General features: G+C 72.3%; 11 protein-coding genes and 1 pseudogene. 4 read left to right on the top strand and 8 right to left on the bottom strand.

Annotation, left to right across the window (positions count from 1 at the left end):
- Positions 1-420: pseudogene (locus G3573_RS12650) on the top strand (bifunctional folylpolyglutamate synthase/dihydrofolate synthase); the annotation flags it as partial.
- 81 nt (positions 421-501) lie between these two features.
- On the opposite strand, the gene trxA reads toward G3573_RS12650, so the two are convergent.
- The 8 genes from trxA to G3573_RS12610 form a co-directional block, all read right to left on the bottom strand.
- Positions 502-837: a thioredoxin gene (gene trxA / locus G3573_RS12645; protein WP_163261438.1), complete on the bottom strand. Its 336-nt coding sequence runs from the start codon at positions 835-837 to the stop codon at positions 502-504.
- Positions 838-920: 83 nt separating this feature from the next.
- Positions 921-4,379 carry a double-strand break repair helicase AddA gene (gene addA, locus G3573_RS12640; RefSeq protein ID WP_163261437.1) on the bottom strand — a complete coding sequence of 1,153 codons (3,459 nt, stop codon included), beginning with the start codon at positions 4,377-4,379 and terminating at the stop codon, positions 921-923.
- Positions 4,376-7,465 carry a double-strand break repair protein AddB gene (gene addB, locus G3573_RS12635; protein WP_346427378.1) on the bottom strand — a complete coding sequence of 1,030 codons (3,090 nt, stop codon included), beginning with the start codon at positions 7,463-7,465 and terminating at the stop codon, positions 4,376-4,378. The genes addA and addB overlap by 4 nt, the downstream gene beginning before the upstream one ends.
- Entirely contained in the window at positions 7,462-8,154 is a 693-nt protein-coding gene (gene murU / locus G3573_RS12630) for an N-acetylmuramate alpha-1-phosphate uridylyltransferase MurU (protein WP_163261441.1), read from the bottom strand. The genes addB and murU overlap by 4 nt, the downstream gene beginning before the upstream one ends.
- Positions 8,155-8,186: 32 nt before the next feature.
- Positions 8,187-9,281 carry an N-acetylmuramate/N-acetylglucosamine kinase AmgK gene (gene amgK / locus G3573_RS12625; RefSeq protein ID WP_163261436.1) on the bottom strand — a complete coding sequence of 365 codons (1,095 nt, stop codon included), beginning with the start codon at positions 9,279-9,281 and terminating at the stop codon, positions 8,187-8,189.
- On the bottom strand, positions 9,271-9,729 hold the full coding sequence (gene tsaE / locus G3573_RS12620) for a tRNA (adenosine(37)-N6)-threonylcarbamoyltransferase complex ATPase subunit type 1 TsaE (protein WP_346427377.1): 459 nt from the start codon (positions 9,727-9,729) through the stop codon (positions 9,271-9,273). The genes amgK and tsaE overlap by 11 nt, the downstream gene beginning before the upstream one ends.
- A complete protein-coding gene (locus G3573_RS12615) occupies positions 9,726-10,601 on the bottom strand; it encodes a 1-acyl-sn-glycerol-3-phosphate acyltransferase (RefSeq protein ID WP_163261435.1) in 876 nt (291 codons plus the stop codon). The genes tsaE and G3573_RS12615 overlap by 4 nt, the downstream gene beginning before the upstream one ends.
- 67 nt (positions 10,602-10,668) lie before the next feature.
- Positions 10,669-11,049, bottom strand: coding sequence for a hypothetical protein (locus G3573_RS12610; protein ID WP_163261434.1), 381 nt, complete (start codon positions 11,047-11,049; stop codon positions 10,669-10,671).
- Between the two features lie 173 nt (positions 11,050-11,222).
- Between G3573_RS12610 and G3573_RS12605 the strand changes: the two genes are divergently transcribed.
- The 3 genes from G3573_RS12605 to G3573_RS12595 all read left to right on the top strand — a co-directional run.
- Positions 11,223-13,316, top strand: coding sequence for a S9 family peptidase (locus G3573_RS12605; protein WP_163261433.1), 2,094 nt, complete (start codon positions 11,223-11,225; stop codon positions 13,314-13,316).
- A 126-nt stretch (positions 13,317-13,442) separates the two neighbouring features.
- The gene (locus tag G3573_RS12600) at positions 13,443-14,120 is read left to right on the top strand and encodes a TorF family putative porin (RefSeq protein ID WP_163261432.1); all 678 of its coding nucleotides are present in this window, start codon (positions 13,443-13,445) and stop codon (positions 14,118-14,120) included.
- Positions 14,121-14,330: 210 nt separating this feature from the next.
- Positions 14,331-15,872: globin-coupled sensor protein (locus tag G3573_RS12595; RefSeq protein ID WP_163261431.1), on the top strand; the 1,542-nt coding region annotated here is incomplete at its 3' end.

Here is a 15,872-nt window from a genome sequence, read left to right as displayed (position 1 = left end):
CTGGCCGAGCGCGCGCAGGCGGCCGGAGCGGAGCTCTATCTCGACGGCGGCCACAACCCGCACGCGGCCCGCGCGGTCGCCGACGCGCTGGCGGCCCTGACCCGCCGCGACGGGCGCCCGCCGGTGCTGATCGCGGGTCTGCTGGCCAACAAGGACGCGGCCGGCTTCTTCTCAGCCTTCGCCGAGCTGGGCCCTCGCATCTTCACCGTTCCGTTCGAGAGCGAGACCGCCACCCAGCCGGAGGCCCTGGCCGGGGCCGCGCGCGAGGCCGGGCTGGCCGCCACGGCGTGCGAGAGCGTCGACGAGGCGCTGGACCGGGCGCTCGAAGCGGCCGGCGAACGGGCGCGGGTGGTGATCTGCGGCTCGCTCTACCTCGCCGGCGAGGTGCTGGCGCGGTCTCCGGAGACGTGGCCCTCCTGAACCCTCTCCCGGAAGGGGAGAAGGGCAAAAAGAAAGGGACGCCCGAAGGCGTCCCTCAAACTTTCACCGGTGCGCCGGGGCTCACGCCGCCGAGGCGACGCCGGTCTCCGACAGCCATTCCAGGATCTTCTGCTTGGGCATGGCGCCGACCTTCATCGAGGTCATGTGGCCGTCCTTGAACAGCATCAGGGTCGGAATGCCCTTCACGCCGTAACGGGTCGGGACCGAGGGGCTGTCCTCGATGTTGACCTTGGCGATGGTCACCTGGTCGGCCAGCTCTTCGGAGATCTGCTCCAGCGCGGGAGCGATCTGCTTGCAGGGGCCGCACCACTCGGCCCAGAAGTCGACCAGCACGGGTTTGCCGGACTTCAGGACGTCGAGCTCGAACGATTCGTCCGTGACCTTCACAGTGGCCATCAGAGATCTCTCCTCACAGTTCGCGCCCTAGCTAGCGCGATTCTTCGTCAGCCCATGTGGGGGCGAACCCCACGTTAGGCAACTCAGGCGGCTCGCAAAGCGGCCAAGGTGGCGTCCAGTAGCTCCGCCGAAAGCGGCGTCAGTTTGGCGCCGTCGGTCCAGACCAGCGCCGCTTCGACGCTCCGGCCCGGATAGATGGTCCGCAGCACCGCCGCGTAAACCGCCATCTGGGCCAGATAGGACGGGTCTGCGTCCTCGGCCCGGTCGGGGGCGGGGCGGTTGGTTTTGTAGTCGACCACCAGCACCCGGTCGGCCGTGACCACCAGCCGGTCCAGGCGACCGGAAATGGCCAGGCCCGGCTTCAGTTCCGGCGACTTGCCCGCGATGGCCACCTCGGCGCGCGAGCCGGGGCCGAACACGGCGGAGAACTTCGGATCGTCCAGCACGGCGAAGGCGGCCGCGGCCATCTCGGTGCGCTGGTCGTCCGACAGGCCGGACTCGCGCGCCAGCAGCCGCTGGGCCGCCTCGGCCCGGGCTTCGGGGGCGATGTCGGGCAGGATCTGGAACAGCTTGTGGATCAGCTCGCCGCGGCGGAAACGGCCCAGGCCGCCCCGGGCCGACAGGGGCGAGGGGGCCGGCGCGCGGCCGACGTCCTCGACCAGGCTGGTCGGCGAGGCCCAGCGGGGCAGGGCTTCCGGCGTCGCGATCCGGCCGGTCCAGCCGGGCAGGGCGCGCGCGGTGACCGTCTTCGCGGGCTCGGCCGAGGCCGTGACCGGGTCGGGGCCGAAGCGGGTGATCTCCATGCCGTCCGACAGGGCCAGCGTGCGGGCGTCGACGCTGTCGTGGTCGTAGGCGCGGCTGGCCAGGTCCCACCAGGAGCCGTCGGCCGGGGTGCGCTTGGCCGCCACCCGGCCGCACACGACGATGCGGTCGCGCGCGCGGGTCAGGGCCACGTAGAGCAGGCGCTGGCTCTCGTCGTCGATGCGGTCGTCGCGCAGGCGCCTGGCCTCGGCCGAGGCGTCGCAGTCGTCGTCCTTGCGCGGGGCCCACAGGAAATCGCCGTCCGGCGTGCGGAACAGCGGCGCGCCCTGCGCCGTCGCCTTCACGGTCGTGTCGGGCAGGAAGACGATCGGGGCCTCCAAGCCCTTGGCGCCGTGGACGGTCATGACCCGCACCTCGCCGTGCGCGCCCTCCATCTCGCGCTTCACCTCGACCTCGGCCTGCTCCAGGGCGGCGACCACGGTTTCCATCGCCGCGGCGCCCCGCTGCTCGGCGTTCAGCACCTGGGCCAGGAATTCGTCGACCGCCTCTTCGGCCTCGCGGCCCAGCCGCTCCAGCACGCGGGCGCGCATGGACCGGCCCTGGCCGTCCAGCCGGTTCAGGAAACGCGAATAGAAGTCGAAGGGCGTGCGGCCGGCCTCCGCCTCCACCGCCCAGCCGATCAGGTCGGCGGCGGCGGCCCATTCGGGGCGCTCGGCCGCGCGCTCGCGGAGCGTGCGCCACAGGCCGCCCTTTCGGCCGTAGGCGAGGTCGTAGAGCGACTGCTCGTCGACGTCGCAGAACGGGCTGCGCAGCAGGGCCGCCAAGGTCAGGTCGTCGTTCGGGAACAACAGGAAGCGGCCCAGGCCGATCAGGTCGTCGAAGGCGATGTGGCTGGACAGTTTCAGCCGGTCGGCCCCCGCCACCGGCACGCCCTTTTGCTTGAGCGCGCGGATGATTTCCTCGAACAGGGCGTCGCGGCGGCGGACCAGGATCAGGACGTCCCCCGCATTGGCGGCGCGCCAGCGGTTGTCGTCCTTGTCGTGCACCGCCTCGCCGCGGGCGATCAGGCCGGCGATCTCGTCGGCCATGCGCCGGGCCAGGCGCTTCCTCGCGCTCTCCTTCGGTTCGGCGTCGACCGGCGCGTCCCAGGCCTCGGCCTTCTCGGCCGGCTCGTCCTTGAACAGCGGCCACAGGTCCACGCAGCCGGCGTGGTCCTTGCGCGCGGCCACGTGCACCGGCGCCTCGCCCTTCAGCGGGCTGAGCGCGCGGGCGGCCTCCGGCGCGGCGAAGGTCGCGTCGACGAAGGCCAGCACCTCCGGCGTCGAGCGCCAGGACTTGAGCAGAGGCACCGGCTCGAAGGCCCCGCCGGCGCCGCGCACGATGGCCTGATAATTCTCCAGTTCCTGGGCCAGCCGCTCGGGGCGCGCGCCCTGGAAGGAGTAGATCGACTGCTTCTCGTCGCCCACGGCGAAGATGGAGCGGGCCAGCAGGCGCTCGTCGCGGGCCGAGCCGTCGCCGGCGAAGAACTCGGCGGTCAGGGCCTGGACGATGTCCCACTGCTCGGGCGCGGTGTCCTGCGCCTCGTCGACCAGCACGTGCTCGACCCCGCCGTCCAGCTTGTAGAGCACCCAGGCGGCGTCGGAGCGGTCCACCAGCAGGTCGCGGGTGCGGGCGATCAGGTCGGCGAAATCCAGCCCGCCGGAGGCCGCCTTGGCGGTCGCGTAGAGGGTCAGGTAGGCGTAGGCCAGCGCCGCCACATAGGCGCTGTCGCGGCCCACGCGGGCGGCGCGCAGGCGCGCCAGGGCTTCGCAGATCCGGCCCTGCTCGCCGACCAGCCAGTCGCCGGCCCAGGGCGCGACCGATTTGGTGGCCAGCTTCTTCCGCGGTTCGCCGGCGGCGGTGCAGAACACGTCGACCAGCTTGGCGAAGTCGAAGCTCCCGGTTTCGGCCGCTTCGGCGAGGCTGCGCATCTTGTCGGCGCACTTCTGGTCCTGGGTCGAGCCCTCGGCCATGGCGTCGACCACGCGGCGCCAGGCGTTCCAGTCGATGGCGGCGAAGGCTTCGGCCTCGACCGCTTCAGGCTCGACCGGCTGGTCGAAGCCGCAGGCTTTCCAGATCCGCTCGACCGCCGCGCCGGGACCGCCGCTGTCGTCGAACCAGGCCTGGAAGTCGGCGCGCTTGTTCTCGATGGCGCCGAACAGGCCCTCGAAGGCCCCGCCGTCCAGTTCGACGGCGAAGTGCGCATAGGCGCGCCCGACCAGGCCGTCCGGTTCGGCCAGGGCCAGGCGGGCGACGTCGTCGCGGGCCTCGGCCGAGACTTCCGCGGCGGCGGCGTCCTCCAGCACCTTGAAGCGCGGCGACACGCCGGCCTCCAGCGGGAAGCGGCGCAGCAGCTTTTCGCAGAAGGCGTGGATGGTCTGGATCTTCAGCCCGCCGGGCGTCTCCAGCGCGCGGGCGAACAGGGCGCGGGCCTGGGAGAGCATGGCGGCGTCGAACCGCGCGGGCTCGCTCTCGTCGAGCTTGGCCAGCTCCTTCTGAAGTTCGGCGTCAGGCAGGACCGACCAGCCGCCCAGGCGCTGGTACAGGCGCCGCTGCATCTCGGCGGCGGCGGCCTTGGTGTAGGTCATGCACAGGATGGCGGCCGGATCGACCCCGCGCAGCAGCAGTCGGGCCACGCGGCTCACCAGCGTGGAGGTCTTGCCGGAGCCGGCGTTGGCGGTGACGAACACCGACAGGGACGGATCGGCCGCCTGGGTCTGGGGACTGTGCGGCTTGCTCATCCCTCGACCCCGTCCTCGCCGTCGGCCCCGACCACGTGCCATTCCCACACGCGCGCCAGGTGGTCGTAGTCGCCGCCGTAGCGGCCCATGAATTGCGGCGCGGCCCAGGACAGATACGGCGTGGCCGGATCGTCGAAGCGGCGGATGCGGCGCACCAGCCCGTCGAAGGCGTCGCGCGCCCAGTCGGCGGCTTCGCCCGGTCCGGCGCGGGTCAGCTCCTCGCCGGGCTTGCGGCGCCCGGTCAGGCGCACGTAGGTCAGCTCGCAGGCCTGGACTTCGCCGGCCTCCACGAAGCCGCCGGCCGAAAGGATGGCCCCGGTCAGGGTCAGCTGGGGCGCGAAGCCGCTTTCGACCTGCTCGCGCGAGGCGGCCTGGCCGGTCTTGAAGTCCAGCACGGCGGCGCCGGCGTCACTCAGCTCGATGCGGTCGGCGCGCGCGTCGATGGTGAAGGCGCGGCCGTCGACGGTGAAGGCCAGCTCGCCCTTCTGCTCGATCAGGCGTCGCGGCGCGGCCTGACGGCGGCGGCGCTCGAAGTCGGCGATCCAACGGGCGAGGTTCTTGGCCAGCGGCGCTTCGCGGGCCATGGCCGGGCCGTCGAAGCCGTATTCGGCCAGGGCGTCCAGCAGCAGGGTCTCGACCACGGCCTCGGCGTCGATGGGCAGGGCGTCGGGCCAGCGCTGCACCAGACGCTCCAGCGCCTTGTGCACGGCGTCGCCGCGGGCGCGGGCTTCGGCCGCCGCGTCGGGCCGGTCCAGCGAGCGCAGGCCCAGCACCTTGTCGGCGTAGATCGAATAGGGATCGCGCACCCAGCGTTCGACCCGGGTGACCGACAGCTTGCGCGGACGGGCGTCCACCGGCGGGGTGGGCTTCGGACGCGGAGCGTAGCGAGGCCGCTCTGCGCGCGGGCGATCCAGGGCGCGGGCCCAGCCCAGGGCGTCGTCGCGGCCGGGCAGGCTGAGGCCCGCCCCCTTGGCCAGGGTCTCCAGCCGCCACAGCCAGCGCGAGGGCACGGCCGGCTGGCCGCCGCGGCGCTCGGTGGTCAGCAGGATCACCTCGGGCGCGCAGGCGGCCTGGGCGAAGTCGTGGGCCGACAGGCCGATGCGGCGCTCCGGCGGCGGCAGCTTCAGGGCCGCGCGCATGGGCCGCGACAGGAACGGGTCGATCGGCGCGCCCTGCGGCCAGACGCCTTCCTCCAGCCCGGCCAGGATCAGCCGGTCGGCGCGGATCAGGCGGGCCTCGATGGCCCCCAGCACCCGCAGGCGCGGATGGGTGGCGCCGCCCGTGCGCACGGTCTCCGACGCGATCAGCGTCTCCAGCAGCGCCTTGAAGCCGGACGCCTTGGCCGGCGGCAGGCAGGCGGACTCCTCGATCAGGCTGGCCAGCAGGGCGGCCAGGGTCTCGCCCCCGCCGCCGCCCCACAGCGGTCCGGTCGAGCCGACCGCGTCGCGGGCCAGGAACTCCAGCGCGCGGGCGAAGGCGGTGGCGGCCTCGGGCACGCTGGCCGCGCCGTCGGCGAACGGCCCGACGGCGGTCTCGACCGCGGTCTGCAGCTTGGCGGCGATTTCGGCCGCCTCGGTCAGGGCGGTGATCCGGGCCTCGCGGCCGCGGGCGCGTGCGTCGTCGGCGGCGCGTTCGAGCCGGGTCTGCAGGGCCGCCCAGGTCTTCGGGCGCGGACCGCGCAGGCCGAATTCCTCCAGGGCGACGCGACGGCGGGCCAGTTCGCCTTCGCCGACGCCCAGCCGCACCAGCGGGTGCTTCAGCAGGCCCAGCAGGGCGGGCGGCGACAGCGGGTCGGTCAGGATCTCGGCCAGCAGGGCGACGAGCGTGCCGACCGGGAAGCTCGATAGCGGCGCGCCGGCCGAGGAGTCGGCCTCCACGCCCCAGCGCGACAGCCGCGCCGACACGCGCCGGGCCAGGGCCTGGTCGGGGGTGACCAGGGCGGCGGTCAGGCCGGGCGTCTCCAGCGCCTCGCGCAGCAGCAGGGCGGCGACCGCGGCGGCCTCCTCCTCGGTGCGCGCGGCGGCGGTGGACAGCCCCTGCAGGCCCTCGGCCAGCGGATCGACGCCGGTCCTGGCGCCTTCCTCCTGGAGCTTGTGGATCTGCTGCAGCCAGTCGGCGGTGGCCTCGGCCGGGCGGAGCGCCTCGTTGACCAGGCGCCGGCGCGAACGGCCGCGATTTCGTTCGGCCTCGGTCTCCTCCGTCGGCCAGGTCTTCACGTCGGCCCGGGCGACGCCGTGGCGGTCGAGCAGGCGCTTCATGGCGCCCTGCGGATGCTGCTCGTCGACCAGGTTCCAGGCCTCGTCCGCGAGGTCGAGGTCCAGCCCCGGCAGCACCACGCAGCCCAGCGGCGCGCGGGCGACCACGCCCAGCAGGTCGGCGGTGGCTGGGGCCGTGCCGGTCGAACCGGCGGCGATCAGCGGAATGGCCGGCGGATTGCGGTCCCACTGCTCGGCCAGGCGGCGCAGCAGCTTCACCCGCCGCTCGGTCGGGTCGATCAGGCCCAGTTCCTTCAAGCGCTCGGGCCACTTGCGGGTGGCCACCGCCAGGAAGGTGGCGGAGCGGCGCCAGTGCTCGGCGTGGTCGCCCTCGACCAACCGCTCGATGCGGTCGGGATCCAGCCGCTCTTCGATCTGGGCGGAGTCGAGGAAGGCGGCGAGCGCGTCGGCCATCTCCAGCGCGGCGGCGGCGTCCAGCTCGCCGCGGCCCTGCGGCGGCGCGTGGTCGACGATCAGCCGGGCCAGCTCGAAGCGGCGGCGCAGCGGCGCGACGGCCGGCGGCAGGTCCAAAGCGAGATCGCCCGGCTCAAACGGCGGCTCGCCCTCGTCGAGGTCGCCGACCGGGCGGATCTGCGGCAGCAACACGGCCCGGCCGCTGGCCGCGCCCACGAAGGCGTCGGCCAAGGCGCGCGCGCCGCGGCGGGTGGGGGTCAGCACGATGGCGTCGGTCAGGGCCTCGGGGCCCAGCGGCGCCAGGCTGGCGTGCAGGACCGACGCCAGATCGTCGACGAACGGGCGGTGGGACGGGACGGTGAACCAGCGCGGCCCGGTTGCGACGAACGGACCGCCCGGAGTCACGCCGCTCGTCACGCCGGCTCCTTCAGTTTCGCCTCCGCGGCGTCGCGGGCCTGCGGATCGCCGACGTGCATCCAGAAGCCGTCCAGCACCCGGCCGTACAGCCGGCCTTCGTCGGCCAGGCGGCGCCAGACCTTGGTCAGGGAGAACGGGCCCTTCGGCTGGTCGGCCACGATGTCGGGCTTGGTGATGTGGACGCCCATGTAGGCGTATGGCGCGCTCGGAGCTTCGCCGCGGAAGGTCAGCCGGCCGTCTTCGCTCAGGAAGAAGTCGCCCGCGCCCTCGAAGCCGATCGAGGCCTCGCGCCGCGCCAGCAGCAGGCAGGCGTCCATCTTTTCCGGATCCCACATGCGGGCCAGCTCGCCCAGCGCGTCGCCATCGTCGATCCACACGGAATCAATGTTGGCGACCCAGACCGGATCGGGGCCCAGCAGGGGGCGCGCCTTCTTCAGGCCGCCACCGGTCTCCAGCAGCTGGCGGCGCTCGTCGGAGATGACGATCTCCGGGCGCGTGCGGCCCGAGAGATGGCCCTCCAGCCGGTCGGCGAACCAGTGGACGTTGACCACGGCCTTCTCGACCCCGGCGTCGGCCAGACGGTCCAGCACGTGATCGATCAGGGTGCGGCCGGCCACCTCGACCAGGGCCTTGGGCCGATCGTTGGTCAGGGGGCGCATGCGGGTGCCGAGGCCCGCGGCCAGCACCATCGCCGTCTTGGGGGCGGTATTGGGGGCGTTGCTCACGCGCGCACCTCCGAAGGCACGTGCCGCTCGAACCAGGCGGCCAGGCCTTCCATGCCGGGCTTGGTCAGGTTGGCGTTCAGGTGGCGCCACATGCGCGGCATGAAGGCCTTGTAGCGGGGCTTGCCGTCGCGGACGACCAGGCGGGCGAAGATGCCGAGGATGCGCGCCTCGTTCAGCGCCGCCAGGCCGGCGTAGTCGGCCATGAAGGCCTCGCGGTCGACGCCGCCGCCGCGGGCGGCGAAGTAGCGGTCGAGGCTGGCGGCCTCCAGCTCCGGGGACACGTCGCGGCGGGCGTCCTGCAGAAGGGAGTGCAGGTCCCAAGACGGGTGGGCGCGCACGGCGTCCTGGAAGTCGATCATGCCCACCCGCGCCGCGCCCTGACGGCCCGACAGCCACAGCAGGTTCTCGGCGTGATAGTCGCGGTGGGTGAAGACGGTCGCCCCCGCGTCGGCGCGGGCGCGGATCGGGGCCCAAAGGCCCTCCCACTCGGCGCGGGCGTCGTCGCTGAGTTCGACGCGCGGGTCGAACTTGCCGAACCACTCGACGAACAGGTCGCCGCCGGTCTTCAAAGCAAGGTCGTCGTAGGCCAAGAGCGGCCAGCGCGCGCCGTCGGCGCCCAGCACCGCGGGCGGGGCCTCGGCGTGCAGGGACGCCAGCGCCTCGACGGCGGCGAAGTAGAGCGGCGTCTCGTCGGCGCCGGTCTCGATCAGGCGGGCGAACAGGCCGTCGCCGAGGTCCTCGGTGACCGCCAGGCCCTCGGGCGCGTCCAGCGCCACGATCTCCGGCGCCGACAGGCCGCGCGAGCGCAGGAAGGTCGCGCAGGCGGCGAAGGCGTCGACCCGGCCGGCGGCCAGGCGGGCCATGGCGTTGTAGCCGGCGGCCTTGCGCTCTTCCGGCGTGGCGTCCGGCGGGCAGGGCTGGCTCTCGGCCGACGGCGGCGCGTCCATCAGCATCAGGGAGGTCCCCGACGTCAGCTGCAGCCGCTCGTAGCGGCGCGTGGAGGCGTCGCCCGGCAGGGGATGACGTTGCGCGTCGGCCAGGCCGGCCTGCGCCAGGAACGCGGACTTCACCGCCTCACGGTCAGAACTCAAGCGAACGCCCCTTCCACGACCCGTGCGGAACGAGCCGCGCCGTGCGGCCCTCCCCCGTCTCACACAGGTCTATATCCAGTCTGTCGGGGGGCAGGCGAGAGCCGAGACGCTGCGGCCATTCGACCACCGCCGCCCCTTCGTCCAAAGCTTCGTCCAGCCCCAGCTCGTAGGCCTCGTCCGGATCGGTCAGCCGATACAGGTCGAAATGGGCGACCGGCAGGCGCCCTTCGTAGAACTGCACCAGGGTGAAGGTCGGCGAGGGCACGTCCTCGTCCGGCCGGGTCAGGGCGCGGACCAGACCGCGCGCCAGGGTCGACTTGCCCGCGCCCAGGTCGCCGGTCAGCAGCACCGCGTCGCCGGGCGCCAGCAGTTCGGCCACCGACGCGCCCAGGCGCGTGGTCGCCTCGGCGTCGGCCAGCGGCAGGTCGATCGGGTTGTCGAGAATCACGCGAACTCCGAGTCCGGCGCGGCCGGCAGCACGCGCTCGACATAGGCCTTCAGCGCGTAGGTCGCCTTGGCGGCGTCCACATCCAGTTTCGAAGTCGGGATCGGCGGCCCGACGGTCAGCTGGAAGGCCTTGCCGCGCTTGTTCAGCAGCTCGTGGAACAGGGTGACGTCGCGCAGCTCCGGCGAGATGCGGTCGAAGGCGTGGAACAGGGTGGAGAACGGCCCGGCCACGTGCACCGGCACGACCGGCGCGTCGTACTTGCGGGCCAGCGAGGCGGCCGTCGCCGCCCACGGCGGGTCGGTCAGCGAGCCGTCCTTGGCCTTGCGGGCCAGCCGCCCGGCCGGGAACATGACCACGGCGCGTTCGGCCTCGAACGCCTCCTTGGCGGCCTGCAGGGTGGCGCGGGTCTTCTCGCGGGTGCGCTTGGCCTCGACCCATTCGACCGGAATGATGCTCTCGGCCAGCCGCGGGCAGACGCGGAGCGCGTCGGCGTTGGCGAAGAAGATGGCGTCCTCGCGCACCCGGCGCAGGGCGTCGTAGACCGCCACCCCGTCGGCGATGCCGGTCGGGTGGTTGCAGACCACCACGCAGCGGCCTTTCGCCGGCACGCGTTCCAGGAACAGGGCCGATGTCTTCAGGTCCAGCAGCTGGGAGGCGTAGGCCATGGCCTCGTCGCCGGACAGGTCGGCGATGGCGTCGGCCATGGCGCGGGCGCGGCCGTAGTCGAGCAGGCCGTAGAGCAGCGGGCGCAGCACCGGCCAGGCGGCGGACGCGGTCAGCCGCGGCGCGCGCTCTGCGATCAGCACGTCGACGATGTGGGCGCCGGGAGCGAGCACGCGGGCCGGGGCCTCGGCGGAGACGGAGATAACCATTCGGGCGCGGATCATGGTCGGGGCCGACGTGCGTCGCAAGGGCGACGCTACGGCTTGGCGCGTCGCGTTAGTGGCGGAATTGACCGGTGAGCCAGAACCACAGCAAGGCGAGCAGCCCCATCCCGGTCAACATGAACAGCCCGAATGCGACGGTTTCCAGGACAACCGTGCCCTTCAGCATCCAGTAGGCGCGCCAGCCGTATGCTCTCAGAAATTCTCGTCCGCTCACCCGGCCGCCGAACCGCCATTCGTTGCTGTGTTTGCCTGGCTGCACGGCATAGATTGCGCCGAACAGGATCGGCACGAAGAGGGCGGTGAAGACGTACTGCTTGAAGTACCAGGGCGACATCGCGGGGTCGTCGAAGCGGCCGGCGATCGTGGTCCCGAAACCGTTCACGCGGCGCATTGTCGGTATCAGTCCGACAGGTTGAATAGCGATCCGGCTCAAGTGACCCTCCCCCAAGTCTGGATGAGGGTAGCGAAAGCGCCTCGCGAACCCAATTGCCGTTCAATGCCAAGGTTATGCGAGGTGCGTCGCAAGGCCCGCAGCGTCGCCGTTTCACGGGCGCGGCCGTTCATGATAGGTGGAACCCCGACGTATAATCCGCATCGGGACCATCGATGACCAAGTCGTTCCGTAAGTCCGCCCTGGCGCTTCTCGCCGGCGCGGCCGTTTCCGCCCTCGCGCTGTCCGCGGGCGCGGCCTCCGCCGCCGACGGGCGCGGCTTCACCGCCAAGGACATGGTGATGCTGGAGCGGATCTCCGATCCGCAGGTGTCGCCGGACGGCCGCTTCGCCGTTTATTCGCTGCGCCAGACCGACTGGGACAAGAACAAGGGCGTCAACTCGCTCTGGATCGTCGACCTGAAGGCCAAGGGCGCCCAGCCGGCCCGCATGGCCGCCTCGGACGGCGGGGCGCTGTCGCCGCGCTGGTCGGCCGACGGCAAGTCGCTCTACTTCATGTCGGCCCGCTCGGGCTCGATGCAGGTCTGGAAGACCGACGCGACCGGCGCGAACGCCGTGCAGGTCACCAACCTGCCGATCGACGTGCAGGCCTTCCGCGCGAGCCCGGACGGCAAGACCATGGTGGTCGGCCTGGCCGTCTTCCCGGACTGCGACACCCTGAAGTGCACGACCGACCGCACCGCCGAGAAGGCGGCGTCGAAGGCCACGGGCGTGCTCTACGACAAGATGTTCGTGCGCCACTGGGACACCTGGGCGGACGGCACCCAGAACCACCTCTATTCGCTGAGCCTGGACGCCTCGGGCGTGGCGAGCGGCGACGCCGTGGCGCTGATGAACGGCTTCGACGGCGACGCGCCGACCAAGCCGTTCGGCGACGACGCCGACTTCGGCTTCTCGCCGGATTCCAAGGAGCTCTGGTTCTCCGCCCGGGTGGCCGGCCGGACCGAGCCGTGGAGCACCAATTTCGACCTGTGGTCCGTGCCCGTGGACGGCTCCGCCGCGCCGAAGGACCTGACCGCCCATAACCCGGCCTGGGACGCCGGCATGGTGATGTCGCCGGACGGCAAGCTGGCCGCCTACCGCGCCATGAAGCGTCCGGGCTTCGAGGCCGACCGCTTCCACATCATGCTGTGGGACGAGACCACCAAGACCGAGCGCGAAGTGGCGGCCGGTTGGGACCGCTCGGCCGACGACCTGAAGTGGTCGGCGGACGGCAAGACCCTGTACGTGCTCGCCGGCGACGTCGGCCAGACCCGCGTCTTCGCCGTCGACGTGAAGACCGACAAGGTCACGCCGGTGACCGGCCCGGGCCACGTGTCGGGCTTCCAGGTCTCGGGCCAGAACCTGGTCTACGTCCAGGACGACCTGACCAAGCCGGCCCAGCTGTTCACCATGCCGCTGAAGAAGGGCGGCAAGGCCACCCAGCTGACCAACGTCAACGCCGACAAGCTGGCCGGCGTCGCCATGGGCGAGCCCGAGCAGTTCAGCTTCGCCGGCTGGAACGGCGAGACCGTCCACGGCTACGTGGTGAAGCCGGCCAACTACGTGGAAGGCAAGAAGTACCCGGTCGCCTTCCTGATCCACGGCGGCCCGCAGGGCAGCTTCGGCAACCTGTTCCACTACCGCTGGAACGCCCAGACCTACGCCGGCGCGGGCTATGCGGTGGTGATGATCGATTTCCACGGCTCGACCGGTTACGGCCAGGCCTTCACCGACTCAATCAGCAAGCACTGGGGCGACCGCCCGCTGGAAGACCTGCAGAAGGGCTGGTCCGCGGCCCTGTCGAAGTACTCGTTCCTGGACGGCGACCGCGCCTGCGCGCTGGGCGGCTCCTACGGCGGCTTCATGGTCAACTGGATCGCCGGCAACTGGTCCGGCCCGTGGAAGTGCCTGGTCAACCACGACGGCGTCTTCGACCAGCGGATGATGGGCTACGCCTCGGAAGAGCTGTGGTTCACCGAGTGGGAGAACGGCGGCATGCCGTGGCAGAACCCGGAGGGCTACGAGCGCTTCAACCCGGTCAACCACGTGGCGGCCTGGAACAAGCCGATGCTGGTGGTCCAGGGCGGCCAGGACTTCCGTATCCCGCTGGAACAGGGCCTGGGCACCTTCACCGCTCTGCAGAGCAAGGAGATCCCCAGCGAGTTCCTGTACTTCGAGAACGAGAACCACTGGGTGCTGAAGCCCCAGAACTCGGTGCAGTGGCACGACACCGTGCTGGGCTGGCTGGACCGCTGGACCAAGCAGTAAGCGCCAGGCGCTACTAGGACTTCAGGACGGCCGCGCTCGAAAGGGCGCGGCCGTTTTGCTTTGCTCGAAGAACGTCGGTCTGGCTAAGCTCGGGCCGGGAGAACGTTGCGGGCAGGGGGCGCTCGAATGTTCGCGCGGGGGCTGTTCGCGCTCATGCTGACGTTTGCGCTCGGCCTGTCGGCGGGAGCGGCGTCGGCGCGCGCGCCGGAGGCGAGCGTCAACCTCGGGGCGGCGACCGACTACGTCTATCGCGGGGTCAGCCAGACCGGCGGCGGGCCGCAGGTGTTCGCCGGGGCCGATCTCGAAGGGGACACCTGGTACGCTGGCGCCTGGGCGTCGAACGTCGACTTCGGCGGCGGCGATCCGACCTCGGCCGAGGTCGATCTCTACGCGGGCTGGCGGCCCGAAGCGTTCGGCCTGAGCTGGGACGTGGGGACGGCCCTGTACGCCTATCCCGACAAGCCGGCTGGCGCGGGCTACGACTATCTGGAAGCGCGGCTGTCGGCCGAGCGCGAGATAGGACCGGCGACGCTCAGTGCGGCCGTCGCCTGGGCTCCGGCCTATTTCGGCGGCGGCGAGGCGACCTACGTCGAGCTCACCGGCGGGTGGGCGGTCTCGGACCGGCTCGGGTTCGACGGCGGCGTCGGGCGCCAGACTGTCGAGGGCGAGGACGCCTACGTCGTCGGCAATCTGGGCGTGACCTGGCGGGCGAGCGAGCGGCTGTCGCTGGAGCTGCGCGGCTGGACCACGGACGCCGACGGCGCCGGCCCGCGGCTGGTCGCGAGCCTGAAAACCGAGTTCTGAGCCGGCCGCGGGACCGACGGTGCGTTTCGCCGGGCCTCAGGGTCTTTACGGAGTTGACCGCCGGGGCCGCCTTGGCCGCGACGGATTTCCAGGGCGCCCGACCCGGCCTGGGTCGGCGCCGTTCGCGCCGGAGGCCGGGCGTTAACCACACGGCAAGGCTGCGAGACGCCTTACTCGCGCTCGCCGTAAGCGCGCGTCCCGAGCATCCGCATGTCCAAGCCCGTTAACGTCCACGATCGTCTGAACTTCATGGAGTTCGACGACGCCAGCCGCGCGGCCCTGCGCGACGCCGCGCCGGTGATCGAGCGGGAAATCGACGCGGCCATGGCGGCCTTCTACGACCGGGTGCGGGCGACGCCGGCGACCGCCCGGTTCTTCGCGAGCGAGGGGCAGATCGCCGGCGCCCGCGCCCGTCAGGCCCAGCACTGGCGCGCCATCGCGAACGCCCGCTTCGACGCCGAATACGCCCGCCGGGCCCAGGTCATCGGCCAGACCCACGCGCGCATCGGGCTGGAACCGCAGTGGTACATCGGCGGCTACGCGGTCGTGGTCGATCGCCTGATCCGCGCCCTGCTGGCCGACGGCAAGAGCAAGGGGCTGTTCGGCAAGGGCAAGGGCACGGCCCGTCAGGTCGACGCCGTGTCGGCCGTGGTTCGCGCGGCCATGCTGGACATGGACCTCGCCGTCTCGACCTACATCGACGCGCTCGACGAGCAGCGCCGGGCGGCCGAGGCGGCCCGCGAGGCGGCCCAGCGCGAACAGCAGGCCACCGTCGCGGCCCTGGCCGAGGCGCTGGCGCGCCTGTCGCAGGGCGACCTGACCTACCGCGTCACCCAGTCCTTCCCGGCCGACTACGCCCAGCTGAAAGCCGACTTCAACGAAGCCATCGAGCAGCTGCAGTCGGCGATGATGGGCGTGGCCGGCAACGTCGACGGCGTGCGCAACGGCGCCGGCGAGATCTCCGGCACCGCCGACGAGCTGTCGCGCCGCACCGAGCAGCAGGCCGCCAGTCTGCAAGAGACCGCCGCGGCGCTGGACGAGATCACCGCCACGGTGAAGCGCACCGCCCAGGGCGCCCGCCAGGCCGCCGACGCGGTGGCCGCCGCCCGCGGCGACGCCGAGACCAGCGGCAAGGTCGTGCGCCAGGCCGTCTCGGCCATGGGCGAGATCGAGCAGTCGGCCCGCCAGATCAGCCAGATCATCGGCGTGATCGACGAAATCGCCTTCCAGACCAACCTGCTGGCCCTGAACGCCGGGGTGGAAGCGGCCCGCGCCGGCGACGCCGGCAAGGGTTTCGCGGTCGTGGCCTCGGAAGTCCGCGCCCTGGCGCAGCGCTCGGCCGAGGCCGCCAAGGAGATCAAGACTCTGATCTCGGCCAGCTCGGAGCAGGTGGGCTCGGGCGTCACCCTGGTCGGCCAGACCGGCGAGGCGCTGTCGCGCATCGTCGGCCGCGTCGCCGAGATCGACGCCCTGGTCGGCGAGATCGCCGCCTCGGCTCACGAGCAGGCCACCGGCCTGCAGCAGGTCAACACGGCGGTGAACCAGATGGACCAGGTCACCCAGCAGAACGCCGCCATGGTCGAGGAATCCACCGCCGCCAGCCACAACCTGGCCCAGGAGGCCGAGAGCCTGGCCGGGTCGGTCGGTCGTTTCCGCATCGGCGAGCGGGCGGCGCGCGGCTACACGCCGGCCCGCGCGCGCCCGGCGGCCGCGCACGCCCCGCGTCCGGCCCTCAAGCACACCGGTCGGGGC

It is taken from the genome of Caulobacter sp. 17J65-9, assembly GCF_010975005.1.
In the GTDB taxonomy this organism is placed as follows: Bacteria; Pseudomonadota; Alphaproteobacteria; order Caulobacterales; family Caulobacteraceae; genus 17J80-11.
The sequence above is the reverse complement of the archived record's forward strand: the minus strand, read 5'-3'. Positions and strand labels throughout refer to the sequence as shown.